The sequence below is a fragment of the Anaeromassilibacillus sp. An172 genome (assembly GCF_002160515.1).
Classification (GTDB): domain Bacteria; phylum Bacillota; class Clostridia; order Oscillospirales; family Acutalibacteraceae; genus Limousia; species Limousia pullorum.
In genome coordinates, this window is sequence record NZ_NFKS01000016.1 from 1 (window position 1) to 22893 (window position 22893).

24 protein-coding genes are annotated in these 22893 nt (G+C 42.6%); 5 read left to right on the top strand and 19 right to left on the bottom strand.

The window, feature by feature from the left end; all coding sequences use genetic code 11:
- Nucleotides 1-204: 204 nt before the first annotated feature.
- Nucleotides 205-1392 (top strand): aminotransferase-like domain-containing protein, encoded by a 1188-nt coding sequence (locus B5F08_RS08295; protein WP_087378238.1) that lies wholly within the window; start codon nt 205-207, stop codon nt 1390-1392.
- A gap of 259 nt (nt 1393-1651) precedes the next feature.
- Nucleotides 1652-2650: a tryptophan--tRNA ligase gene (gene trpS / locus B5F08_RS08300; protein ID WP_087378240.1), complete on the top strand. Its 999-nt coding sequence runs from the start codon at nt 1652-1654 to the stop codon at nt 2648-2650.
- Between the two features lie 248 nt (nt 2651-2898).
- On the opposite strand, the gene B5F08_RS08305 is transcribed toward trpS, so the two are convergent.
- The 6 genes from B5F08_RS08305 to spoVAE all read right to left on the bottom strand — a co-directional run bounded on the left by B5F08_RS08305 (nt 2899) and on the right by spoVAE (nt 8374).
- Nucleotides 2899-3735 (bottom strand): metal ABC transporter permease, encoded by an 837-nt coding sequence (locus B5F08_RS08305; RefSeq protein WP_087378241.1) that lies wholly within the window; start codon nt 3733-3735, stop codon nt 2899-2901.
- On the bottom strand, nt 3728-4441 hold the full coding sequence (locus B5F08_RS08310) for a metal ABC transporter ATP-binding protein (RefSeq protein ID WP_087378243.1): 714 nt from the start codon (nt 4439-4441) through the stop codon (nt 3728-3730). Before B5F08_RS08310 ends, B5F08_RS08305 begins: the two co-directional genes overlap by 8 nt.
- Nucleotides 4441-5397, bottom strand: a complete 957-nt coding sequence (locus tag B5F08_RS08315; RefSeq protein ID WP_087378245.1) for a metal ABC transporter substrate-binding protein — start codon at nt 5395-5397, stop codon at nt 4441-4443. Before B5F08_RS08315 ends, B5F08_RS08310 begins: the two co-directional genes overlap by 1 nt.
- Before the next feature lie 10 nt (nt 5398-5407).
- Nucleotides 5408-5845: a Fur family transcriptional regulator gene (locus tag B5F08_RS08320; RefSeq protein ID WP_275532169.1), complete on the bottom strand. Its 438-nt coding sequence runs from the start codon at nt 5843-5845 to the stop codon at nt 5408-5410.
- A gap of 165 nt (nt 5846-6010) precedes the next feature.
- Nucleotides 6011-7735, bottom strand: coding sequence for an ammonium transporter (locus B5F08_RS08325; RefSeq protein ID WP_087378248.1), 1725 nt, complete (start codon nt 7733-7735; stop codon nt 6011-6013).
- A gap of 276 nt (nt 7736-8011) precedes the next feature.
- Entirely contained in the window at nt 8012-8374 is a 363-nt protein-coding gene (spoVAE, locus tag B5F08_RS08330) for a stage V sporulation protein AE (protein WP_087378250.1), read from the bottom strand.
- Nucleotides 8375-8623: 249 nt separating this feature from the next.
- Between spoVAE and B5F08_RS08335 the strand changes: the two genes are divergently transcribed.
- The 3 genes from B5F08_RS08335 (at nt 8624) to B5F08_RS08345 (ending at nt 10961) form a co-directional block, all read left to right on the top strand.
- The gene (locus B5F08_RS08335; RefSeq protein ID WP_087378252.1) at nt 8624-9316 is read left to right on the top strand and encodes an iron-sulfur cluster assembly scaffold protein; all 693 of its coding nucleotides are present in this window, start codon (nt 8624-8626) and stop codon (nt 9314-9316) included.
- Between the two features lie 21 nt (nt 9317-9337).
- The gene (locus tag B5F08_RS08340; RefSeq protein WP_087378254.1) at nt 9338-10348 is read left to right on the top strand and encodes a GGGtGRT protein; all 1011 of its coding nucleotides are present in this window, start codon (nt 9338-9340) and stop codon (nt 10346-10348) included.
- A gap of 235 nt (nt 10349-10583) precedes the next feature.
- On the top strand, nt 10584-10961 hold the full coding sequence (locus tag B5F08_RS08345) for a LytTR family DNA-binding domain-containing protein (RefSeq protein ID WP_087378256.1): 378 nt from the start codon (nt 10584-10586) through the stop codon (nt 10959-10961).
- Between the two features lie 288 nt (nt 10962-11249).
- Here B5F08_RS08345 and B5F08_RS08350 read toward each other — a convergent pair whose 3' ends face one another.
- The 13 genes from B5F08_RS08350 to B5F08_RS08415 form a co-directional block, all read right to left on the bottom strand.
- On the bottom strand, nt 11250-12821 hold the full coding sequence (locus B5F08_RS08350; protein WP_158096265.1) for a transglutaminase domain-containing protein: 1572 nt from the start codon (nt 12819-12821) through the stop codon (nt 11250-11252).
- Nucleotides 12822-13041: 220 nt separating this feature from the next.
- Nucleotides 13042-14640, bottom strand: a complete 1599-nt coding sequence (locus B5F08_RS08355; RefSeq protein ID WP_330395812.1) for a recombinase family protein — start codon at nt 14638-14640, stop codon at nt 13042-13044.
- 429 nt (nt 14641-15069) lie between these two features.
- A complete protein-coding gene (locus B5F08_RS13280) occupies nt 15070-15273 on the bottom strand; it encodes a hypothetical protein (RefSeq protein ID WP_087378262.1) in 204 nt (67 codons plus the stop codon).
- A 299-nt stretch (nt 15274-15572) separates the two neighbouring features.
- Nucleotides 15573-16061 (bottom strand): arsenate reductase/protein-tyrosine-phosphatase family protein, encoded by a 489-nt coding sequence (locus B5F08_RS08370; RefSeq protein ID WP_087378264.1) that lies wholly within the window; start codon nt 16059-16061, stop codon nt 15573-15575.
- Complete coding sequence (locus tag B5F08_RS08375; protein WP_087378266.1) at nt 16058-16750, bottom strand: hypothetical protein; 693 nt, start codon at nt 16748-16750, stop codon at nt 16058-16060. The genes B5F08_RS08370 and B5F08_RS08375 overlap by 4 nt, the downstream gene beginning before the upstream one ends.
- 4 nt (nt 16751-16754) lie before the next feature.
- Nucleotides 16755-17186, bottom strand: a complete 432-nt coding sequence (locus B5F08_RS08380) for a DUF1810 domain-containing protein (protein WP_087378268.1) — start codon at nt 17184-17186, stop codon at nt 16755-16757.
- 1 nt (nt 17187) lies between these two features.
- Nucleotides 17188-17496 (bottom strand): hypothetical protein, encoded by a 309-nt coding sequence (locus B5F08_RS08385; protein ID WP_087378270.1) that lies wholly within the window; start codon nt 17494-17496, stop codon nt 17188-17190.
- 20 nt (nt 17497-17516) lie between these two features.
- A complete protein-coding gene (locus B5F08_RS08390) occupies nt 17517-18335 on the bottom strand; it encodes a tetratricopeptide repeat protein (RefSeq protein WP_087378272.1) in 819 nt (272 codons plus the stop codon).
- A 15-nt stretch (nt 18336-18350) separates the two neighbouring features.
- The gene (locus B5F08_RS08395; protein WP_158096267.1) at nt 18351-18902 is read right to left on the bottom strand and encodes an HD domain-containing protein; all 552 of its coding nucleotides are present in this window, start codon (nt 18900-18902) and stop codon (nt 18351-18353) included.
- A gap of 95 nt (nt 18903-18997) precedes the next feature.
- Nucleotides 18998-19774, bottom strand: a complete 777-nt coding sequence (locus B5F08_RS08400) for an EcsC family protein (protein WP_087378276.1) — start codon at nt 19772-19774, stop codon at nt 18998-19000.
- Nucleotides 19775-19848: 74 nt separating this feature from the next.
- Nucleotides 19849-20247, bottom strand: coding sequence for a hypothetical protein (locus B5F08_RS08405; RefSeq protein WP_087378278.1), 399 nt, complete (start codon nt 20245-20247; stop codon nt 19849-19851).
- A gap of 1 nt (nt 20248) precedes the next feature.
- Nucleotides 20249-20938 (bottom strand): hypothetical protein, encoded by a 690-nt coding sequence (locus tag B5F08_RS08410; protein ID WP_087378279.1) that lies wholly within the window; start codon nt 20936-20938, stop codon nt 20249-20251.
- Nucleotides 20925-22889, bottom strand: coding sequence for an AAA family ATPase (locus tag B5F08_RS08415; protein ID WP_087378282.1), 1965 nt, complete (start codon nt 22887-22889; stop codon nt 20925-20927). Before B5F08_RS08415 ends, B5F08_RS08410 begins: the two co-directional genes overlap by 14 nt.
- Nucleotides 22890-22893 lie beyond the last annotated feature (4 nt).

Here is a 22893-nt window from a genome sequence, read left to right on the forward strand (position 1 = left end):
GAAATAAAAATAAGGTCTCGCCCGACCTTGTAACGATATTCATTTCTAAATGAAACCTTTGCAAGACGGAGATAAAAAACAGACCTTACTACAGGCGAGCCATTCCAAAGAATGAAGAAAAAGTCTCGCCCGACCTGTGCAGGCGTGTATTTCCAAAAATAACCCTTGCAGGTCGGAGTTAAAAAAAGAAAGGATAGATATAGTATGAATTATGAATTTTCACAGAGAGTTCAGGCTCTCAAGCCCAGCGCAATAAGAGAAATTTTTAAATATGCCGCAGACCCAACAGTGGTTTCCCTTTCTGCCGGAAACCCGGCTCCGGAAGCTTTTCCATGTAAGGAGCTTGCAGAAATTTCTGAAAAGCTTTTAAGAGAAAACCCTGTTGCCGCTTTCCAGTACAGCTTTACAGAGGGTTATCCTGTTTTAAGAGAACAGCTTAAAAAATATATGGCTGAAAAACACAACTCCTTTAAGGATTTTGACGACCTCATCATCACCTCCGGCGCACAGCAGGTTATGGACTTGACCACAAAGGTGCTTGTAAACGAGGGCGATAAGGTTATCTGCGAAGCTCCAAGCTTTATCGGCTCCCTCAACAGCTTCAGAAGCTATTTAGGACAGCTTGTAGGCGTTCCCGTTGAATCCGACGGTATGAACATGGAAGCTCTTGAGGAAGCTCTTAAAAACAACGAAAACGTGAAGTTTATCTACACAATTCCAAACTTCCAGAATCCATCAGGGGTTACAATGAGCTATGAAAAGAGAAAGAAAATGTATGAGCTTGCCTGCAAGTACAATGTAATTATTCTTGAGGACAACCCATACGGCGACTTGAGATACAGCGGCGAGCATATCCCAACTATCAAGAGCCTCGATACAGAGGGCAGAGTAATCTATGCCGGCACATTCAGCAAGGTTATTTCACCGGGTATGAGAGTTGGCTGGTGCATTGCTCCAAAGGAGATTATTTCAAAAATCGTTGTGTGCAAACAGGGCGAGGACGTTCACACAAATATCTGGTCACAGATGGTTTGCAGTGAGTTTATGGCTAATTACGACTATGAAGCTCACCTTGAAAATCTGAGAAACATCTACAGAAAGAAAGCTCAGTTTGCCATGGACCTTCTTGATAAACACCTTGCTCCTAAGATTACATACGATAAAATCGACGGCGGACTTTTCATCTGGTGCAAGCTTCCCGAAAACGTTGATATGCCTGAGTTCTGCAAAACAGCGGTTCTCAACAAGGTTTGTGTAGTTCCGGGAAATGCTTTTCTCACAGACGAAAACGAAAAGACAAACGCTTTCAGAATAAACTTCTCAACACCTACAGACGAACAGCTTGAAAAGGGAATTAAAATTCTCGGTGAAGTTGCCAACATGCTTTTTTAATTCCGCTTTTTTTATTTCCGACCTGCAAGGGTTATTTTTGGAAATATACACCTGCACAGGTCGGGCGAGACCTTTTCCGCAGTTATTGGAATGGTTCGCCCTTTTGTGACTTTGCAGAAATATATTTTCAGAAAATTTATTTTTCATTTATGCATTGCGGGACTTCAATTTTAAAATTAACGCCATTTCCGCAGTCATCGGAAAATGGTTCGCTTACATATGAGTTTTTATCAACATACATTTTCGGAGGAAAATTATAATGGAAACAGAAAAGAAAAAGATAGTTTTCAGCGCCATTCAGCCCAGCGGTACAATCACTCTGGGAAACTATCTGGGCGCTGTAAGAAACTGGGTAAACATGCAGGATGAGTTCAACTGCATTTATGCTCTTGCTGACCTGCACACAATAACCGTAAGACAGGAGCCTGCGGTTATGAGAAAGAATATTCTTGACGCTTACGCTTCCATAATGGCTTGCGGTATTGACCCTGAAAAAAGTCTTTTCTTTATTCAGAGCCATGTTCACACACACGCAGAGCTTGCATGGATTTTAAACTGCTACACACAGTTCGGCGAGCTTTCAAGAATGACACAGTTTAAGGACAAGTCCGCAAAGCACGCAGACAACATAAACGCAGGACTTTTCACCTATCCATGCCTTATGGCTGCGGATATTCTCCTTTATCAGGCTGATATGGTTCCGGTTGGCGCTGACCAGAAGCAGCACCTTGAGCTTTCCCGTGACATCGCCGTAAGATTTAACGGACTTTACGGCAACGTGTTTAAAGTTCCGGAGGGATTTATTCCAAAGAACGGCGCAAGAGTTATGAGCCTTCAGGACCCAACAAGAAAGATGAGCAAGTCAGACGAGAACGTAAACGGCTGTGTACATCTTCTCGATACACCTGAGGTTATAATGAAGAAATTCAAGCGTGCCGTTACCGACAGCGAAGCTGTTGTAAGATACGGCGAGGGCAAAGAGGGAATTAACAACCTTATGTCCATTTACTCAGCTGTTACCGGCAAAACCCTTGAGGAAATCGAAAAGGAATTTGAGGGCAAGGGCTACGGCGACTTTAAGACAACAGTAGGCGAAGCTGTTGTTGAGGCTTTAAGACCTATCAAAACCCGTTACGAACAGCTTATCAGGGACAAGGCATACCTTGAAGAGTGCTACAGAAAAGCCGACGAAACCGCACTCCGCTTCAGCCGGAGAACCCTTTCCAAAGCAATGAAGAAGATAGGATTTATTCTTTAATTTTTTTATATCCGACCTGTAAGGGGAGGATATAAAAATCAACATCATTACAGGTCGGGCGAGACGTTTTTCTTAGTCTTTAGAGTGGCTCGCTCTTGGTTAAGTTTGATTTTTAATATTATAATTTGACAACCGTGGTTAAAAAATAACCACGGTTGTTTTTATTTTTCTTTTATGCAATTATCAATCAAATAACAACAGCCACAATTTTTTAACCGTGGCTGTTATCTTTAAAAATTTATTTATTTTTACGTCTTATCCTTTAAAAAGCGACATCGGAAAACTGCGATGAGTTTGAATATTATAAGAGCTATAATATTTACCACAACAACTGTTGCGCCCGTTGGAGTGTTTAATCCGTATGAGGCGGTTATTCCGATAAGGAAGCACACAAGGGACAAGATTACGGAACAAATTGTCACGCTTCTGAATGACTTGCAAAGGCTCATTGAGGTGAGGGCAGGGAAAATTATAAGTGCTGAAATAAGCAGTGCGCCCATCATTCTCATGCCCAGCACAACTGTCACCGCTGTCAGAAGTGCAATAAGGGAATTATAAAGTCCGGTTCTTGTTCCTGTTGCCTTGGCAAAGGATTCGTCAAATGTTACGGCGAATATTTTAGTATAGAAAAATACAAACATAAACAAAACGCAGATACACAGTATCACGCTTAAAACCACATCGTCATCGGTCATTGAAAGTATGCTTCCGAACATGTAGCTGGAAACGTCCGTGTTCATGCCGGTGGTAAGGGACACTGTTATTACACCAACCGCCAAAGCTCCTGTGGAGATTATGGCAATAGCTGAGTCGCCCTTTATTTTACTGCTTTCGCTTATTCTCAGGAGGAGAAAGGCGGCGGCTATTACCACAGGAATGGAAAAAACAAGGGGCGCAAAGTTAAAGGCGGTGGCAACTGCCATTGCGCCGAAGCCCACATGTGAAAGACCATCACCAATCATTGAATATCTTTTAAGCACAAGGCTTACGCCCAGCAATGCGGCACAAAGGGACACAAGAACGCCAACCACTACGGCTCTCACCATAAAGGGGTAGGACATCATCTCTCCAATCATCTCAATCATGGTCACAGCAACCTCCTAAAAATCTTTTTGCCTGACTGCTTTTCTTATACTCGGCAACAGTTCCGAAGAATGTTCCCTCGTCCTGAAGGTGCAGTACATGGGTGGAATGTCCTATAGAACACTTTATATCGTGGGAAACCATAATAACGGTTATCTTTTCCTTTTTGTTCAAGTCCTCTATAACATGGTAAAGCTCGTCGGTTGCCACAGGGTCAAGGGCGGCAACAGGCTCGTCCAAAAGCAAAATGGTCTTTGTGGCGCACAGGGCACGGGCAAGCAAAACCCTCTGCTGCTGTCCTCCGGAAAGCTCGTGATAACAGCGGTTTTTAAGATTTTCAATGCCAAGCTTTTTTATATTTTCCAGTGCGGCGGTCTTTTCCTTTTTGCCGTAAAAGGGCTTTAATCCCCTTGAGGCAAGACAGCCGGAAAGTACGATTTCAAAAACCGAAGCGGGGAAATCCTTCTGCGCCATTGTCTGCTGGGGCATGTAGCCTATTTCTTTTTGTCTTAATCCGTCGCCCATAACAATTTTTCCCTTAACAGGGGAGATAAGTCCCAAAAGTCCCTTTATAAGGGTGGTTTTTCCGGAACCGTTTTCGCCGACTATGCACAGCATATCCCCACGGTTTACCTGAAAGGAAAGGTCTGAAATAACCTCTTTGTCGTCATAGGCAAGGCAGATATTTTCACAGGAAATAAGTGCCATCAGTTTAAAGCCTCCTTAATATTTGCAAGGTTGTTTTCCATAAGCCGGAGATATGTTACGCCGTTTTCAAAGTCCTCTTTGGAAACATTGTGGCAGGAGTGAAGCAAAAGCTTTTTAGCTCCTGTAGCTTCGCAGATTGTGTCGGCGGTTTTGCCGCTGCTCAGCTCTATATAGAACACAACCGGAATATCGTTTTCATTTACATAGTCTATAATTTCTGCGATATCTGCGGCGGAAGCCTCGGTATCTGTTGAGCATCCGGGAAATGCTGAAATATAGTCAAGTCCATAGGCGTGAACAAGATATCCGAACGGAAATCTGTCGCCGAAAACAAGTGTCTTTCTCTTTGAATTTTCAATAGTTTGTGAATATTCTTTATCAAGAGCTTTAAGCTTTTCAATATATGCGTCTGCGTTTTCATTATAATAATCTGCGTTTTCCGGGTCGGCGTCGCTGAGAGTTTCAGCAAGCTTCTCCACAATCAAAACAGCGTTGCCCGGGTCTGTCCACACGTGCTCGTCCTTTGGCTCTTCGCCCTCATGTTCGTGGTCGTGACCCTCTTCCTCAGGCTCGTCCAAAAGCTCCACACAGTCCATCATCTTTACAACTTCCATGTCCTGGTTGTCGCCTGAGCTTATAAGGCTTCCAACCCACCGGTCGGAGTTTCCTCCCACGTATACAAACACGTCACAGCTGTTTACGTTTGCAATGTCCTGAGGTGTAGGCTCGTAGGAATGGCTCTCGGCACCGGGAGATATAAGCATTTTAAGGTTGATTTTGTCGCCGCCTATTTCCCTCAAAAAGTCATATGGGGGAAAGTTTGAGGTTATAACATTTAATTTTCCGTTGTCCTCTGTTTCCTGTTTCTGAGAATTTGAACAGCCTGCAAAAACCGAAGCGGCAAGGGCAATCACCAGAACCGCCGAAATAAATTTTAAAAATCCTGATTTCTTCATTTTTTTCTCCTTATGATTTTTCTCTGCATTCCTTACAAAGTCCGTAAAGAACTGTTTTAGAAAGGTCCAAAACAAAGTCGTGCTTTTCCTTTATATGCTTAGCAAGGTTTTCAGCGTCCGCACACTCCAGGTGGACAAGTCGTCCGCAGGCGGTGCATTTAAGATGAAAATGGTTGCAGCAGTCGCCGCCGTGCTCCATATACTGGTAGACAACGGTTTTTCCCTCTTTTCGGAAACGCCTTAAAAGCCCAGAACGGCAAAGCTCCTTTACCTGACGGTAGATTGTGCTTTTTCCTATTTTTCCGCCGCTTATTTCTCCCAGCTCAAGGGCGAGGGCGTCTATGGAAAATTCACGGTCGCTGTTTTCTTTAAGATAATTAAGCAGCATTTTCCTTTGCTCCGTATTGTATTCCTTTCTACAGACTTTTTTATCAGTCAAATAGCACATCTCCTTTACAGCGTCAACAAAGGTCAACGAATATGAGAATTACTCTCATATTATAGTATGGTGATTTTAAGTTGTCAAGCTTGGGATAAATTACAGCAAAAGAAAACCGCAGACAAGGGATTTCCCTTAATCTGCGGTTTTGTATATCAATAACCGATAGCTATATTATAACGGTGTATCCTGCAAGGCGTCGAAGCCCTCCTCGCCGGTTCTCACCTTTACCACGTTTTCAATATCGTAAACGAACATCTTGCCGTCGCCGATTTTTCCTGTGTAGAGTGCCTTTCTGGCTGTATCCAGCACAAGCTGTACCGGAACCTTGCTTACAACAATCTCCACCTTGATTTTCGGAAGCAGGCTCATATCCATTTCAACACCTCGGTAGAAGTGTGATGCACCCTTCTGCGTTCCGCATCCCAGCACGTTTGTCACTGTTATACCGGTAATTCCTATAGAGTTTAAAGCGTGCATAAGCTCGTTTAACTTATTCTGACGTGTGATTATGCTTATCTTTGTAAGCTTATAATCCGCTCCCGGGTCGGCGGAATCCACCAATTCAGCGGGAGCCTGTTCTGCGCCCATAGAGGAAACAGTAACCTTAGGAAGAGTCTGAGGAACATCACCTGTGTTGTCAAAGGTGATAAAGTCTGCGTAACTGCTTTCAATGCCGTGTTCTCTTATATCAAGTCCGGCAATCTCTTCATCCTCGGAAACTCTAAGTCCCATTGTGTGCTTGATAACCCGGAAAACAACTGTCATTGTAACGGCAACCCAAGCGATAACCGCAGCCATTCCAAGAAGCTGAACTCCCAAAAGGTGGAAGCCGCCCCCTGTGAAAAGTCCAAGACCCTCTGTTCCTGTTCCGTCTGAGAAAAGACCTACGCAAATTGTACCCAATGCGCCGTTAAGTCCGTGAACACCTACAGCACCTACAGGGTCATCTATTTTCAAAACCTTGTCGATAAATTCAATGCCGAAAACAACCACAAAGCCTGCGATAATTCCGATTATTGCAGCGGACACAGGTGAAACTGTGTCACAGCTTGCTGTGATAGCCACAAGACCTGCCAAAGTTCCGTTGAGTGTCATGGAAATATCAGGCTTTTTGTAGCGTATCCATGTGATGAGAAGCACGGCGCAGGAAGAAACAGCCGCCGCAAGGTTTGTGTTTACAAAGATTTTTCCGGCTGTAACAACGGCTTCGCCCTCCATTGAAACGGTGGAAGCTCCGTTGAAGCCGAACCAGCAGAACCAAAGAATAAACACGCCCAATGCACCCAATGTAAGGCTGTGTCCCGGAATAGCCTTTGCCTTTCCGTTTTTGTCGTACTTTCCGATACGTGGGCCGAGAATAAGTGCGCCCACAAATGCTGCAACTCCGCCAACCATATGTACAGCTGTTGAGCCGGCGAAATCATGAAATCCCAGCTGTGAAAGCCAGCCGCCGCCCCATATCCAGTGGCCGGAAATAGGATAGATTAAAAGGCTAATAACAAAGCTGTAAACGCAGTATGCGGAAAACTTTGTTCTCTCTGCCATTGCTCCGGAAACGATAGTTGCGGCAGTTGCGCAGAAAACCGTCTGGAATATGAGAAAAGCGTAAAAGGGAACGCCGTCGGGAAGCATTGAGGTTCCGTAGTTAGCCTCTTCGGCAATTCCTCCGATACTTCCGATAAAAGCTCCTGTTCCTCCGAACATAAGCCCAAAACCAACAATCCAAAAAGCGGGAGTACCTATACAGAAATCCATAAGGTTTTTCATGATTATGTTTCCCGCATTCTTGGCTCGGGTAAAACCGGTTTCAACCATAGCAAAACCCGCCTGCATGAAGAACACCAAAGCCGCTCCCACAAGCACCCATATGGTGTTCAATGCTGAAAATTCACCCATAATAATTCCTCCTCTTTATCCGCCGAAACTAAGCGGACTTTTTATAACAAAAAGTATCTTTAATACTCTTTATTTCTAAAATAAAAAAGGTGCGGATTGCCCATGGACAAAAACCGCACCTTTGCGAAAAAAGGGAAATAAGCCGAGCCACGCTGCTCGGATGTAAGGAAGTAAAAATAAAAAAGACGCTTCGGAAACATTTCCAAAGCGCCTTTGCTTTACACACACGATTATACTCAGAATTTTTATTTTGTCAAGTTTTTATTTTAAAAAAATTTATTTGGGACGGGAACGGAAAAATATTGACGCCAAAAGAGAAAAGAAAACTGCGGCGGTAATTCCCGCTGAACCTGCGGTCAAGGCTCCCGTGAAAATCCCGAAAAATCCCTGTTCCTCCACGGCTTTTTTTACCCCTTGAGCTATTACATTTCCAAAGCCCGAAAGGGGAACAGTGGCTCCCGCCCCGGCAAAGTCCACAATATAAGGGTAAATGCCCACGGCGGACAGAATCATTCCGGCTATCAAAAATCCCACCAGTATGCGGGCTGGGGTGAGATTTGTTTTATCTATCAAAATCTGACCCACAACACAGATAAGACCGCCAACCCAAAAGGCGTTTAAAAGATTAAGTATATTCATGAAATCACCTTTCCTTGATTATGTCTTTACTATGTTTTGCATAAAACGGTCAAATATCCGGTGATATTTACTAAAATAATCATCGTTTTGGAAAATAAAGACATCATATTCAAAAATGGCATTTATAAAAGTGATATTTTGTAAAAATACATTAAAAAACTATTGATAAAAAGGAAAAAAAGCTTTATAATTAGATTGTATGAGTGGGTAATTTCAGCTCAAACAATTAAATTGAAAGGAGTAGTACCTATGAATTATTCCCATGAAGTGGAAAAAATGTGTACTGTAACAAAAGGACCTCATCATGGTCCCGCCCCAATTCCTGAAGAGGGCAAATGGGTTAAGTCCTATGAAATCAAAGATATCTCCGGTCTTTCTCACGGTGTGGGCTGGTGCGCACCTCAGCAGGGCGCATGTAAGCTTACCCTTAACGTAAAAGACGGTATTGTTGAGGAAGCTCTTGTTGAAACACTCGGTTGCTCAGGTATGACACACTCCGCAGCTATGGCTGCTGAAATTCTCCCTGGCAAGACATTGCTCGAGTGCCTTAACACAGACCTCGTTTGCGACGCTATCAACACTGCTATGAAGAACATCTTCGAGCAGCTCGCATACGGCAGAAGCCAGACAGCTTTCTCCGAGGGCGGACTTCCTATCGGCGCAGGCCTTGAGGACTTGGGTAAGGGACTTCGTTCACAGGTTGGTACCATGTTCAGCACCAAGGAAAAAGGCGTTCGTTACATGGAAATGGCTGAGGGCTATGTTCTTAAGACAGCTCTCGACGAGAACAACGAGGTTATCGGTTATCAGTTCGTTAAGCTCGGCAAGATGATGGAGGATATCCGTCACGGTGTAGATCCAAAAGAAGCATATGAAAAGAATATCGGTCAGTATGGTCGCTTCGACGGTGCGGCTAAATACATCGACCCACGTGAAGAATAATTGGTAAGGGAGGACTTAATTATGGCTAACAATGTTACTTTTGAAAGTAAGGAAAGAAGAATGCCTAAAATTGAGAAGTGCCTTGCCGAATATGGTATTGCAAGTCTTGAAGAGGCAAGAGAGCTTTGCTTGAACTGCGGCTTTGATCCAGACGCAATCGTAAAGGGCGTTCAGCCTATCGCATTTGAAAACGCATCCTGGGCTTACACACTTGGCTGCGCTGTTGCAATCAAGAAGGGTGTTAAGACTGCTGCTGAGGCTGCTGAGGCTATCGGTATCGGTCTTGAGGCTTTCTGTATCCCTGGTTCTGTTGCAGAGCAGAGAGCTGTTGGTCTTGGCCACGGTAACTTGGGCGCAATGCTCCTTAAGGATGAGACAAAGTGCTTCGCATTCCTCGCAGGTCACGAGAGCTTCGCAGCTGCTGAGGGTGCTATCGGTATCGCAAGAAATGCTAACAAGGCAAGAAAAGAACCTCTCAGAGTTATTCTTAACGGTCTTGGCAAGGATGCCGCTTACATCATCGCCAGAATTAACGGCTTTACATATGTAAAGACAGAATTTGACTACTTCACCAGCGAACTCAAAATCGTAAGCGAGACAGCTTTCTCCAACGGTGAAAGAGCTGCTGTTCGCTGCTACGGCGCAGACGACGTTCGTGAAGGCGTTGCTATCATGCAGCACGAGAACGTTGGCGTTTCCATCACAGGTAACTCAACTAACCCAACAAGATTCCAGCACCTTGTTGCAGGCACATACAAGAAGTGGGCTATCGAAAACGGTAAAGCATACTTCTCAGTTGCCAGCGGCGGCGGCACAGGACGTACACTCCACCCGGATAACATGGGCGCAGGTCCTGCTTCCTATGGTCTTACAGACTCTATGGGCCGTATGCACGGTGACGCTCAGTTTGCAGGTTCTTCTTCTGTTCCTGCTCACGTTGAGATGATGGGTCTTATCGGTATGGGCAACAACCCAATGGTTGGCGCAACAGTTGCATGCGCAGTTGCTGTTTACGAGGGACTTAATAAATAAGCCAAAAATTCGTTTTTTAGCTTTTCAATTTAATTAAACATTCAGGCACATTATTTTGGACTTTTCCTCTATAGTGTGCCTGATTTTTTATTTTTTAATTTTTTTTAAATCCGTCCTCCAAACCGCTCATTAACTGCACTATTTTTAAATATTGAAACAGCGACAGGTTCTTTTAATTTTTTTAAATAGATTATGGTATTATCTCCCTTATAACATTACAAAAAGGTGATTAAAAATGAAATCTATTGAGGAAAACAACGCACCTTACATCTCCATTATGCACCAGCGGTGTCCTCTGCGTGTTTATCTAAGCACAATTCTTTACGCCGAAACCTTTAAAAATGCCGTTTACATACACACGGACGCCGGAGTTTTTAAAACCTACATAACCTTTGAAAAGTTTTGTGAAAGTCTTTGTGACCTGCGTTTTATAGGCTGCTACAAGGGCTGCGTGGTGAACATGGACAGAGTTTCAAAAATCCACGGGGACGACTTTCTTATGGACAACGGGGAAAGGGTTCAGATAAGAAAAAGGGGAGGGACTAAGGTTAAAAAATCCTTTCTTCAATATGTACTGCTTAAACAGGTGTATTTGGAAAATAAAATATCATAGTTTTAAACTTAAAACGACTAAGACTTTTTATAAAAAATTTATCCTAAAAACACAGTAAGACCGCCACGCTTGCGCATGGCGGTCTTACCTTGTTACAAAAATGAGGGGTACAAAGTAGATTGCATTATCTACAATGAGGAGGGGTAGAACATGTAATCAGGATGCTTGCGGCTCATCCTTCTTACAGTTGTTATTATAACACAGAGCAAACAGCTTTGTGTGATTGTTTTGAAAAAAGTACTTGAAATCTTTTTAAAAACAATATTTCCCAGCTTATTTATAATTCAATTATAATGTTATATTTCCGTCCTCATCAACAGACATCATATTTGCAACAACCATCTGGCAAATAGTTGCGTCTGTTATTGTTATCTCGCTGCTTCCGTCTACATCAGCTAAAAGGCTGTCAAAATTTTCAATATTCTGACCGGAAACATGCTGCTGTATAGCGGTTACGTCATCTATAGAAATTGCTCCGCTGTGGTCAATATCTCCCATATTGTATTTAAGGTTTTCATAGGCTGACTCCAAAGCCGCAAAAGCCTCATCCACTGTTTTCTGGTCTGCTTTGTCATCCTTTAAAACGTCTGCGGCATTTCCCAGAGCTGCGGCAAATTCACGGTAGGAATTTACTGTGTAAACATTCTTAACCTGATTCATTTCATCAACAAGAGCGGTAAGCTGATCTTTATTCACAGGCTCCTGTGTTTCTCCGCCTTCAAATTCAGATGTGGGCTTGCAGGCAATTCCGTTTTGCTTTGCAAACTCATAACCGTATGTTCCCTCGTCAGCGTAAATTGTAATTTTTGAATTATCATTAAAAGGTGCTTTGCCTATAGATGTTACAGAAGCAGGAATAAGCACATCTGTGAGATTTGTATTTCTTTCAAACACGCTTTCTCCCAGCTGCTTAATTGTATTAGGAATTGCAAAGCTTGTTTCCTCTTTTCCTGTTGGATATATCAAAAGATTGGAAACAGACTTGTCAAAAAGAACGCCGTCTACAGATGCAAAAGATGTATTGTTTTCTGCAACCTCAATCTTTTTAAGCTTTGAGCAGTAGTTAAGACCTGTGGTTTCAAGATTTTTCACTGTTTCAGGAATATACAGTGTTTCAACTGTTGAATAGGCGTCGAACAGGTAGAAGGAAACTCCGGTAACAGGCATATTTACAGCGCTTGAAGGGATAACCCAGTCTCCGCTCTGGCCTACATACTTGCATGGGGCAACGCCGTTAAAATATGTAAAGATAAAGTCGCCCTCCTGAACCTTAATATCGTCGCAGTAATATGGTCTGTGGTCGTTGGAGAACTTTTCAACATCTTTATCAAACCAATCCATTGCCCATGTGTTATCAATAAATATCCATCTGTTGTCGGCATAAGCCATACTCCATGCATGACCGCCGGCAGAGGAATCGCCGTTTACCATTACGCAGGGAATTCCCACCGCAGCGCACATGGCTTTTGTCACGTTGGAATATCCCTGACAAATTCCAAGTCTTTTTGAGAATACGTTGTAAGCGTCCTGAGAACCGCTTACCAGGTCGTAATCATACTTGATATTGTCGCATACCCACTGGCAAATAGCTTTAAGCTTGTCGTAATCTGTAACAGCTCCGCTGCTCTCAGTAGTTTTCAGGGTTTCCGCTTCAATCTCTGCAAACTGCTCCTTTGTCATTCCAAGCTTTTCATAATCGCTTACAAACTGCTGAGGTTCAAGATTGTTGAGCATGTCCAAAAGCTCCTGATTGCTTCCTTTAACGTTGGGATTTTTCATCTCCGCCGAAACAGCAGGCAAAGCAAAAAAAGCAGAAGCCAGCATGAGCACAGCCAAAACCAAAGAAATAGTCTTTTTCATTATAATCGTCCTTTCTAAAAAATACATTTTCCTGTAATTCAATTATATCAAAATATCTTTCCTTAATTCAATATGCAATAGGTAAAATTAAAGACGGAATTTTTATCAAAAAAGCACTATATAAAACAAAAGACACAGACAAAAAGCCCCGTGCTAATAAGGCAGTAAAAAGTAGCGAAGATGGTGTAACCCGATTTTTGCGGGTTACACCGTTTTCTTTTTATGCGGTGAGCTGTTTTGGGATCTGTGATGTACTTCGTATCTGTTCCATTATCCTCCGGATTTCCTGCTCGTCCGGCAAGCTTACTAAGCCTACCGCCGTGAAATAGATATCCACCTTTACTGACTTATGAGCGTGCTTCTTCTCAGGATTGTGCACCTCAATGCGACGGATCAGCTTGTTGACGATCGTCGGCGTCAGTTCTTTCATGTCGGTAAACTCCCGCAGCCCCTGTAAAAGCAGGTGCATATCCACCGATTTCTGCTCCATTTCGGATAGCTGATTTTCTTCCTCCCTGACCTTTTCCAGCAGCTCTTTCTGCTCGAATTCATATTCCGCCGCCATCCTTGCATAGCGTTCGTCCGACAGCTTTCCGATTACATTGTCCTCGTAAATCCGGCTGAACAGCTTGTCCAGATCGGCGATCCGCTTTCTGCTGCTTTCCATGGAAAGCTTCAATTCCTGTTGCCGTTTTTTCTGGAATTCCCCACATTTCTGCTTCTGCATATAGAGGAATACCGACTCGTAACAGCGCACAAAATCCGCCAAACCCGCAACCGCTTCCTTCACAATCATTTCCAAGACTACATCCCGGATGAAATGGATGGTACAGCTTCCTCTGCCGTCCTTGTAGTTGGCGCAGCGGAAGAATTCCTGGTTGCGTTTGAGCGATTTTGCTGCGCAGAAGTGCAGCTTTGATTTGCAGTCGGCACAGAATACCAACCCAGAAAACAGACTTTTCCGATTTGTCTTTGTCGGTCTGCGTTTGTTCTTCCTGAGTTCCTGCACCCTCAGCCATACATTCTCGTCAATGATTGCCTCCTGCGTGTTGGGAATGATCTGATATTCCTCTTTTGGATTCTCAATCACCTTATGCACCTTGTAGCTGACCGTTGTGGATTTTCCGTTCACCGTGCAGCCCGTGTACTGCTGGTTTTCCAAAATACGCTCCACGGTGCTTTCGTGCCAGCCGTAGATATTTGCCGGAACGGGGTTGCTTGTCTTTCTTCCTACAGAATGAAAGTAGGCGGTAGGGACGAGAATTTTCTCCCGTTCCAACTGCTTTGCAATCTGCGTCGGACCTTTCCCTGCAAGGCAAAGAGTGAATATCTTTCGGACGATTTTCGCCGCAGGCTCGTCGATATACCATTGCTCTTTGTCGCCTTCGATCTTCTTGTATCCGTAGGCGACCGTAGAAGCAACCCGCCTGCCCTGAGAGGCTTTCAGCTCATTGACCGCACGGATTTTCTTGGAAGTCTGCGCCGCATACCACTCGTTGAAGATGCTGTAAAAGGGCAGCATTTCCATTCCTTCTCCGGTTGTGGAATTGATGTTTTCCTGTATGGCGATAAAGGTAATGCCGAGAGACGGATAAACCACCTGCGTCAGCCTGCCCATCTCGACCTGCTCACGGCCGAAGCGGGAAACATCCTTTACGATGATCGTCCCGACCTCTCCGTTCTCCGCCATTCTCTGCATCCGCTGAAAATCCGGCCTTTGAAAAGTCGTCCCGGAAATACCGTCGTCTACAAAGAAAACCGGGTGCAGATAGCCATGTTTTTTAGCGTAGTCCAGTAAAATCTGTTTTTGGAAGGCAATTTGTCAAGGGTATTTTCACTATAAAACACGCATGACATATAAATTTTCAAATTAGCCACTGCTAATTCTTTCCTGCATCCTGATAGAGTATACTGAAAGAAATTCGGCATCCTCGCCCACAAGTGCTTTGGGTGCCGCTTCATATCTTTGGAGCAGCATATATCGGACGAGATAATCTTCAACCGCATTCATGTGTGCCCATACAGAACTTTATTTATTGATATTGGTCTGCACATCTTGATATAGGCTGTTAGTAGACAATTCTCCTCCCATAGCAAACGCTTTCCCGGCTTCTGTGTCACTTTGTAAATAGTATATAAACCATGCTGTCATATAGCCGTCAAACTGTTTGTATGAATCGCCATGGTCAACATTTTTCTTTCTTGCGATCACTTTATCTACTGTTCCAGGGAGCAGACTGTAATTCTCCTACAAGGACCACAGCGGGCAAATTCCCTGTGCTACACCGTTTTTATCGTTGGTAACTTGCTCTTTGCTTGTGGCATTACCCGCATCCCAACTGCCCGTTCCTGCTGCTAAGAATGTTGGAATATTGACTCTTGAAATATCATATTCCCACCCATCCGCCATAACCATTGTGAGGCGCAATTTGTCAAGGGGGGGATTTTTCAAAAATTTGTAAACTCTATGCAAACATACTGATGGAATTCATTCTAAAGTATGTGAAATATATTGCCGCAATCATCACTTTATTAAGCTTAACAATCAGCAGATATATTTAGTAAAAAATTATTCTGGTAAACATTTCTATTTTACATAGTGTAGGAATTTCTTCAGTTCCTTCCTACTATTCGCCATTCAACCCAACAGCAATATTAAAGCCAGAGCCTCCAGCACAAATGTAAGCAACATATGCTGTGCCGGCAATTACTCGGATACCATTCGTAATTAGTTCATATTCTAAAACAGGTTCATTCATTACTCTCGAAGATTCTCTCTTTCAGTTTTGCACAACCTTCGCATATCTCAGAAAATGTCTGTTCATAGTTATTGCTATGATATGGATCGGTAACATTTGTATAAAGCATTGCATCATCGTCTGACATTCCTTTGGTTGTCCTTGAAAACTCCAAGAGTTTGAATATTTTATGCAAGGGGTCATCCATGCATCGGATTTTAAGATTAATTTTATTCCACTCATCCATAAATACAATCAAATCATACTTCAAATAATCTTCAACGCAAAAGACGACAGCCTGCCTATTCTCAAACAGAATGTTGTAAGCAGAACGGCATTTTGGGGCTTCAACCGTCATGTCCTCCCCCTCTTTTTCGCCCGACATCCCTACCGATGCAATTTCCACATTATTATATTGGGACATCATATTCTTGAGAATAAATTCCGCCATAGGACTGCGGCAAATGTTACATTGGCAAACAAACAATTTTTTCGTATTCATAATATAAGCGAATAACTGTCCATGCTACTAAAAGTAGCATAATTCAGTTTATTTAAGTCAAGTCGAAATTTTCGTGGTTCTTTTCTAACAGCATCAAATGAATTTCTAAGCGTCCATAGTGTATTTTCATCATAATTTCCAGGTTTGTAATACGCAATAGTCGTGTGAAGCGTAAGGGGGTAGGAGAGTGGTACAATACTCTGAAATTCCTCGTATAAATTCATTAGAATATTACAATCTTCTTGCGTTGCCGGGTCAAAGCCCATTACAATACTTGTGCCTACCATGCTAAAAACACACCGACTGTTTAGGTTTATTCCATTCCGATAATTTTTCTTGATATATTCGATGAGTTCAACCGCACGATGCTCGTTGCCCTTTACATCGTTGGGCATCGAATAGGGGTTGCTTTTCAAATCGTGCAATGTGATGTGGAAAGTGGCGGGATTAAGTTTGTCCGAAAGAATGTTTCCGCATAGTCGATATGTTTCATTCTGAATTTGGCTCAACCATGTGATAGCATCTTTATCAAGTGAAAAAATAACAGTATCACCATAAAAAGGTTTAAATTTTCCGTCATCAGTTACTTTGTTTCTAAGATTATCATTTGTAAAAAAGCATCCGCTTTGCGGCAAACTATCCCACATAAAAACAGTTCGTTGTTTATAAGCATCTAAGGTTTCAACCATGGTGTTATTCCCTCCCGGCAGTTAAGAAATCGACAGTCATTTTGTCTCGCATACCTCCATAGAACTTATCCAACACCATCCCAAACTCCGGCACATCCGATGCGGCAATTTCAAAAAGTGTCATACATGAACGGAGCTTCAGATCGTCGGGGTATCCTATTACCAAGCTCGGATTATTTTCATCAAGTGCGAGCAGAGCTTTGGTAATGTTGATAAGGTTCTCACGTAAATATGGTTCTGCCATATATGCTTTGGCTTCGTCAATACCAGCGATTCCATAATGCAATGCCGTGCTGCTTCGTCCGAGAACCTTTAACTGTGGGAAGATATACCACATCCAATGAGTCCTCTTTCGTCCGGCTTGGATTTCCGCAAGAGCGTGATTATAAGAAAACTTCTGTGCTTCTATAAAGCGATTCAAATCATAGTCTGGCATTCTATTCCCCTCTATTCAATTTCTTCAATTCATCAATACAGCTTTGCAACTTATCTGTCGAAACCGCTAACTCATAAGGAAGATATTTCCGACGCCTTTTTCTGTCCTTGCCCTTAATCATGCAATACCTACGAGGGTTTAATATTCCTACCTCTAAAAAGAGGTCAATATATCGAGCGACCCGTGCATATCCCATTTCGCAGGATTCTTGAATCGCCCCAATGCCAATGTTGGCATTGGCTTTTGCATATTCTAAAACCCTTATAATATCCGTATTCACATTGGACTGTAATTTTTCAAAATCGATCATTGTCTATGCCTCTGTATTTGCTAAAGAGCAGCGATCATATTCTTCCAATAGACCGCCTTTACCTCATCAATCGGCACAGCTTCTTCCGTGCCGTTTGTACACCAACCAGCCAACAATCGTAGCTGTTCTGCGGTTTCCAGTTTTCCTAAATTATTGATATACGCATTAAGCATACCGTCACGATCAGTTTTGGCTGCATCAACACCTTGTTCAGAGGCTTTATCAAACCAGTACAAAGATGCCAGATCGTTTTTCTCAACGCCTGCACCAGCGTTATACAATACGGCAAGATAATTTTGACACCAACCATCATTTTCATATTCGGCTCCTGCTCGGAACAGCTTTGCTGCCATAGCATAGTCCTTTTTGGTGTTAAAATAATATGTACCAAGCTCCAAAAGATTTTTACGAACGATGACACTGCAATTCTCGGTATTGTAAACACGCTTTGAAAATGCAGATAGACTTTCGTACACTTCCTTTGGGGTCTTGGTTCTCAAAACAACATTCGCATAATCAAGCAAGCATTTTGTTGTCAGCTTGTCAGCGCCTTCTTCACCGTTTTTGTAGGCTCTGTTAAACCAATATGCTGCCTCAATAAACTCTTGTTCTGTACCAAGCCCCTGGGCATACAGACTACCGAGATTGTACTGTGCTTTGGAGTTGTCGGTATTTTCGGCTACCAGCTTAAAGAGATCAAAGGCAGCTCCATAATTCTTTTCCTCATAAAAGCTAAGAGCCATGTTCATATGTACCTCGAAGATTGCAGTTACTCCACTAACGGGATTACTTTGTTGGCTCTGCTTTTTTGCATCTTTGTTTCTTTTGAAAAGTCCCATATCTTTACCCCTTTTCTATGTTTCGATTGCCTGGAGCGTAGCGATAATGGAGTCGACAACGCTCGTAATATGATATTTCAAAATGAATAGTGCATCTGAATCGGCAGGATATTTTTCCTTCGCTTTGCGAAGAATTGGTAGCACATATTCTCTTGTTTCTGAGATATACGATTTCAACTTCTCAATGGAGAAAGTACCGGCCATACTTGAAACATTGTGGCAACGGTCGATCAGCTTACACAAGGTTGCTTCACGGTCTTCAAGCAGCATATTGTAATAGCGATTTTTGGCGATTTCCTGAGTTTCGCCATCCATTATTCGCAAGGTCACCAAGTCCACAGAATGCTTGACTGCATCCGTGACAGGTAACTCATCCGGTGTTACATCACAATCTTCGCATACATCATGCAGCAGGATGGTAGCAATAGCATCATCGTCCCGTATGCCCATACCAAGAGCGTTGCAAGCCATTGTAAGAGGATGAACGAAGTATGGCTCACCGCTTTTTCGGAGTTGACCCGAATACTTCTGTTTTGCAAAGGTGAGTGCCTGCAAAGTCTGTGTCATGTGAAGTCCACTTGCGTAGCCACGAATGTAGGTGTACATTTTGTCTGCATGAAATTTTCCTTTTTTCTATAAGCACCCTCCTAAACGAATTGCCTTTAGTTTTCTATATATTCCATCAAGAAACGATATTGATAGTTTAATTTAGCAAAACGCTGGATACGGTGAAGAAATACGGTGTCGGAAATACCGCCGACAACACCGACAATCGGGATTCCTTGCACAAACTTCAAAAACAGCATTTCATCCGCAAGAGCAGATGCTGACAACTTGATTTGCTCTTTGATGGTTTCCTCTGTCGGAATCACTACCGCTTGTGTATAAGAATCGAGCTGTTCAACACAGCTTTGTAAATCCTCACCGTAAGACATCGCTCCTTGAATAATAAGAAGCTGATAAAGCTGTTCCTCCGGCTTCGAATAATCGTAGCCGTAGTTTGTAGATGTCTCATAAAGACTACGAAGAATAACTGCTGTCAATAAAGGAATGTCTGGAATGCCACATCCGACAAGTCCAAGCCCGATACCTTCAACACCGGAGATTAACAGATTGACAGCATTTGATGTATTAGATTGCTTGGAAAATGCACGAATTGATTTTTTGTTCTGCCTCAGTTCATACGCAAAGCGGTTAATCTGATGTTGTTCTTTGGCATTCTGCTTATTAAAGGTTATATCAATTAGCGGAGTTCCGTTTTTATAAATCAACTCAAAAGCTTTTACGAATGCCGTATTCAAGGTTGAACAAAGCTTATCGGGAACCTTTGCGACAAGCTCAGAAGCAAACGCTTTTTTTGTCGCATATTGTTTACTATATGCGTTTCGCTTTCTTTTTAGCAGATTCAACTCCTTCGTTAAAGCTTTCTGTTCTGTCATATCTGTCCTCCTCGTATTTTACACTTCGGCACTACCAATGCTTGACATTCAATGAAGACAGTTGCATCAGAAAACTACTCATCTTCACTTGGTTCCGGTAAAGCCTCTGGAATATCTTTTACCACATCATGATGCATGAGAAATGAAGCTGCTCCTACAGGATCACGACGATACCATTGGATAAATAACGCAGCAGTAATCGGTGTGAAGCGTTCTGTTTGAAGCAAATCGGTGATGCTTACACATTCACATTGAATTAAGCTTGTCATGTCTTTGGAATGCAAAAAACGCAGAACATATTCTTTCAAATCGCTATCCAATGCTAATACATCCTGTACTGTTGCTTCAAGAGCATGTTCTTCGTAAGCCACTGGCGATTCATTTTCCAAATATCTTCTAACCATTTTTTCATCGTTGCTCATTTTTGTCTTATCGTTTTGCTTGCGCAAAATCTTAAATACAAAGTGACGCATGTTAATCCTCCTTATAGAAACGCTTAATAATTGCCGATTCAAATACATATGCAGACATCTCAACAGGCTGGTACAAGTATCTTTCTGGGTTTTGCTCCGGCGAAATATAATTGGCGAAATTGATTTTCCATATTTTTGCGTCCGCCTTACTTATGCCATATCTGCTTGGATGGACGATAGCTCTGTGTTGAAAAGCATGGTAAGTTTCGTGACAGATCGTACCTAACAGTTCTTTTGCTTCTATCAAAGACATCGGTTGTTTTTGAATATGCAATGCGTTTATCGCTATAGTATCAGCAGAGAAAGAATATAGTCCAGCGCAACCATTCATCATTTCGGAGGATACGAGGCATGGTTCAATTCCCAAAGCAATAGCTATTTCCGTATGTAACTCGGTTAAAGCGAGTTCCCGATCCTGTGGAAACATTGCAAGCAATGCCCCCGCAGGATCTTCGCCCAAACAACTCTTGATTGCATCTACAGTTTGTCTGCGATGAATTTCAGCACTTTCGTTTGGATTTGCAGAGTCAGGTTCGAAAAAGAAAATAATATCTTCAAGGGTTTCACCCGCAAGCTTTACGACCTTTTGCCGAATAGTTTTCCAGGCTTGAGAAATTTTCTCGGATAAAGTAGATAGCTTATTGCGTAGCTTGGTTCCAAATGATTTCCGTTTCGAGTCACTTTGTGTCATAATGTATGCCTCCTGCTCGTTGCACTTGTCTGAAAATCTCTCGCATTAGAGTGAATTGAAGTGCTTTATCGTAATTTCTTTCTGTGGCGAACTTTTCCGCAAGTGTCTTCGTTTGATTTTCGTAATCCTTCGGGGAATTAGTTGACAAGCCCTCAATCCCTGTAAACATTCCTGTTTGCCGATTAAAATTATTGTTAGGGAGAATCAGTTTATCGCCTGCATCACGAAAATCCAATACATTCATTTCAATCCAGTAGCGGGCAACACCTTCAAGATTACTGTCAAAGTACGACCTTGTTGAAATCAGTTCGTTCTTCAATGCCGTTTTAACATCATCCGAGGAGTATAGTTTAGCTCGTGCATTATCAGCTTCTGCCGCCGATATATCTGAATCTTTTAATTCGGCAAACAGAGTACAGAAAGCTGCGTTGATGATTGTTTCTATATCTGCACCATTCATAAAACGGCGATGATGTGCTGCAACAGATAGAAGTTCTTCAGCAATACCATCAATGTCAACACTTCCCACCATAACACTCATTTTTTTCTTCAAATGAATGCGCAATATTGCTTTGCAATCACTTGCAGTAGGTATTCCGGTAAAAAAGGTTTCATCAAATCTACCTTTTCTCTTTAGCTCAGGTGGTAATCTCTCTGTTTTGTTTGCTGTTGCAATTACGAGAATTGGTTTTTCTCGTTCTTTTTGCATCCAATCGAGAAAAGATGAGAAAATATGCATCATTGCATCGCTGGAGCCACCCTCAGTTACGCCACCAAATACTTTTTCTATTTCATCAATTAGCAGCACACAAGGGGCTACACCTTCAACCGCACGCAATGCCATTTCGCAATTTGCTTCAGCTTCTCCCAACCACTTGCCTAACATCGAACTTAGGTCAAGCTGCAAGAGAGGTACAGATGATTCAGAACTGCTTAACAAACGAGAAGTATACTTTGCTAAATGGGTTTTTCCACATCCTGGAAGACCAGCGAGCAAAACGCCTTTGGGGGCAACCGCTTTTTGAAGAAGGGCAGCATGAGGATATAAGAAAGTTTTACTTTTTGTTCGTATCCACCGCTGTAATGATTCTAAACCGCCAACTTCTCCTGCAGAATCGGTATCAATCCATTTTAAGCCTCGAACTCCAGCAATGCGTTGCTTTTTTGCTTTTTTTGCAGCATCGAAAAGACTCTTTGCATGATGTTCTAATGGATTTTCGCTCTGTGCATATGCCAAATGAATTATACTTACAATTTCGTCTTTGTGCATACCTCTCAGAGCTTCCGCCAATTCATTGGCAATAGATGGTTCAAGACCGCTTGCCATGCCGGCGCATTCTCGACAAGTCTGCCGAATTATCTGCAGCAACTCTTCTTTGTCGGGATAGTCAATATCCAAAACATATGTATACTCTCTCAACTCAGAGCATAAAATGCCGTCCATGCATCCTATAACAATTAAAGCATTGCTCAATCCTAATTTTTTTTGGACGCCGATCTCCCGAAGTAAATATAGATATTGTAACTGTATAGCTGTTCTATCCGATCTTTCGGGATTACCAATGATATCATAGAGATATGGTATATACAAAAGACGGTGCTCCATGCGTGAAATGGGATCTACGCATTTAAGCAGATAGTTCATGAGTGCAGGTTCAGCACCATAGTCCAATGCTCCATCATCGCCAGATGATGGAGCGTGTTCCGTCCACACAAAAGGTTTTGAAATTGTCTTAACAGTTCCCATTCCGGTAACTTCTTTTATGTTGGTTGGATGATTGCTCTGCGTGGAAGTTTTTGTTGTAAACTTAGGTTCGTAAGTTTTGGCATGAACATAACCCTCAACAGAGCGACGGATATCAGCTTCGTTATCACAACGAAGAGTTATAATAGCCCACCCCGCAGCATCCAACTCAGTCATGTTATGTATTGTTTTTTCAATAACGCCCATTTTT

Coding starts and splice junctions, on each gene's coding strand:
- B5F08_RS08295 (WP_087378238.1), top strand. CDS start 205: ATGAATTATGAATTTTCACAGAGAGTTCAGGCTCTCAAGCCCAGCGCA.
- trpS (WP_087378240.1), top strand. CDS start 1,652: ATGGAAACAGAAAAGAAAAAGATAGTTTTCAGCGCCATTCAGCCCAGC.
- B5F08_RS08305 (WP_087378241.1), bottom strand. CDS start 3,735: ATGATTGAGATGATTGGAGAGATGATGTCCTACCCCTTTATGGTGAGA.
- B5F08_RS08310 (WP_087378243.1), bottom strand. CDS start 4,441: ATGGCACTTATTTCCTGTGAAAATATCTGCCTTGCCTATGACGACAAA.
- B5F08_RS08315 (WP_087378245.1), bottom strand. CDS start 5,397: ATGAAGAAATCAGGATTTTTAAAATTTATTTCGGCGGTTCTGGTGATT.
- B5F08_RS08320 (WP_275532169.1), bottom strand. CDS start 5,845: ATGTGCTATTTGACTGATAAAAAAGTCTGTAGAAAGGAATACAATACG.
- B5F08_RS08325 (WP_087378248.1), bottom strand. CDS start 7,735: ATGGGTGAATTTTCAGCATTGAACACCATATGGGTGCTTGTGGGAGCG.
- spoVAE (WP_087378250.1), bottom strand. CDS start 8,374: ATGAATATACTTAATCTTTTAAACGCCTTTTGGGTTGGCGGTCTTATC.
- B5F08_RS08335 (WP_087378252.1), top strand. CDS start 8,624: ATGAATTATTCCCATGAAGTGGAAAAAATGTGTACTGTAACAAAAGGA.
- B5F08_RS08340 (WP_087378254.1), top strand. CDS start 9,338: ATGGCTAACAATGTTACTTTTGAAAGTAAGGAAAGAAGAATGCCTAAA.
- B5F08_RS08345 (WP_087378256.1), top strand. CDS start 10,584: ATGAAATCTATTGAGGAAAACAACGCACCTTACATCTCCATTATGCAC.
- B5F08_RS08350 (WP_158096265.1), bottom strand. CDS start 12,821: ATGAAAAAGACTATTTCTTTGGTTTTGGCTGTGCTCATGCTGGCTTCT.
- B5F08_RS08370 (WP_087378264.1), bottom strand. CDS start 16,061: ATGAATACGAAAAAATTGTTTGTTTGCCAATGTAACATTTGCCGCAGT.
- B5F08_RS08375 (WP_087378266.1), bottom strand. CDS start 16,750: ATGGTTGAAACCTTAGATGCTTATAAACAACGAACTGTTTTTATGTGG.
- B5F08_RS08380 (WP_087378268.1), bottom strand. CDS start 17,186: ATGCCAGACTATGATTTGAATCGCTTTATAGAAGCACAGAAGTTTTCT.
- B5F08_RS08385 (WP_087378270.1), bottom strand. CDS start 17,496: ATGATCGATTTTGAAAAATTACAGTCCAATGTGAATACGGATATTATA.
- B5F08_RS08390 (WP_087378272.1), bottom strand. CDS start 18,335: ATGGGACTTTTCAAAAGAAACAAAGATGCAAAAAAGCAGAGCCAACAA.
- B5F08_RS08395 (WP_158096267.1), bottom strand. CDS start 18,902: ATGACACAGACTTTGCAGGCACTCACCTTTGCAAAACAGAAGTATTCG.
- B5F08_RS08400 (WP_087378276.1), bottom strand. CDS start 19,774: ATGACAGAACAGAAAGCTTTAACGAAGGAGTTGAATCTGCTAAAAAGA.
- B5F08_RS08405 (WP_087378278.1), bottom strand. CDS start 20,247: ATGCGTCACTTTGTATTTAAGATTTTGCGCAAGCAAAACGATAAGACA.
- B5F08_RS08410 (WP_087378279.1), bottom strand. CDS start 20,938: ATGACACAAAGTGACTCGAAACGGAAATCATTTGGAACCAAGCTACGC.
- B5F08_RS08415 (WP_087378282.1), bottom strand. CDS start 22,889: ATGGGCGTTATTGAAAAAACAATACATAACATGACTGAGTTGGATGCT.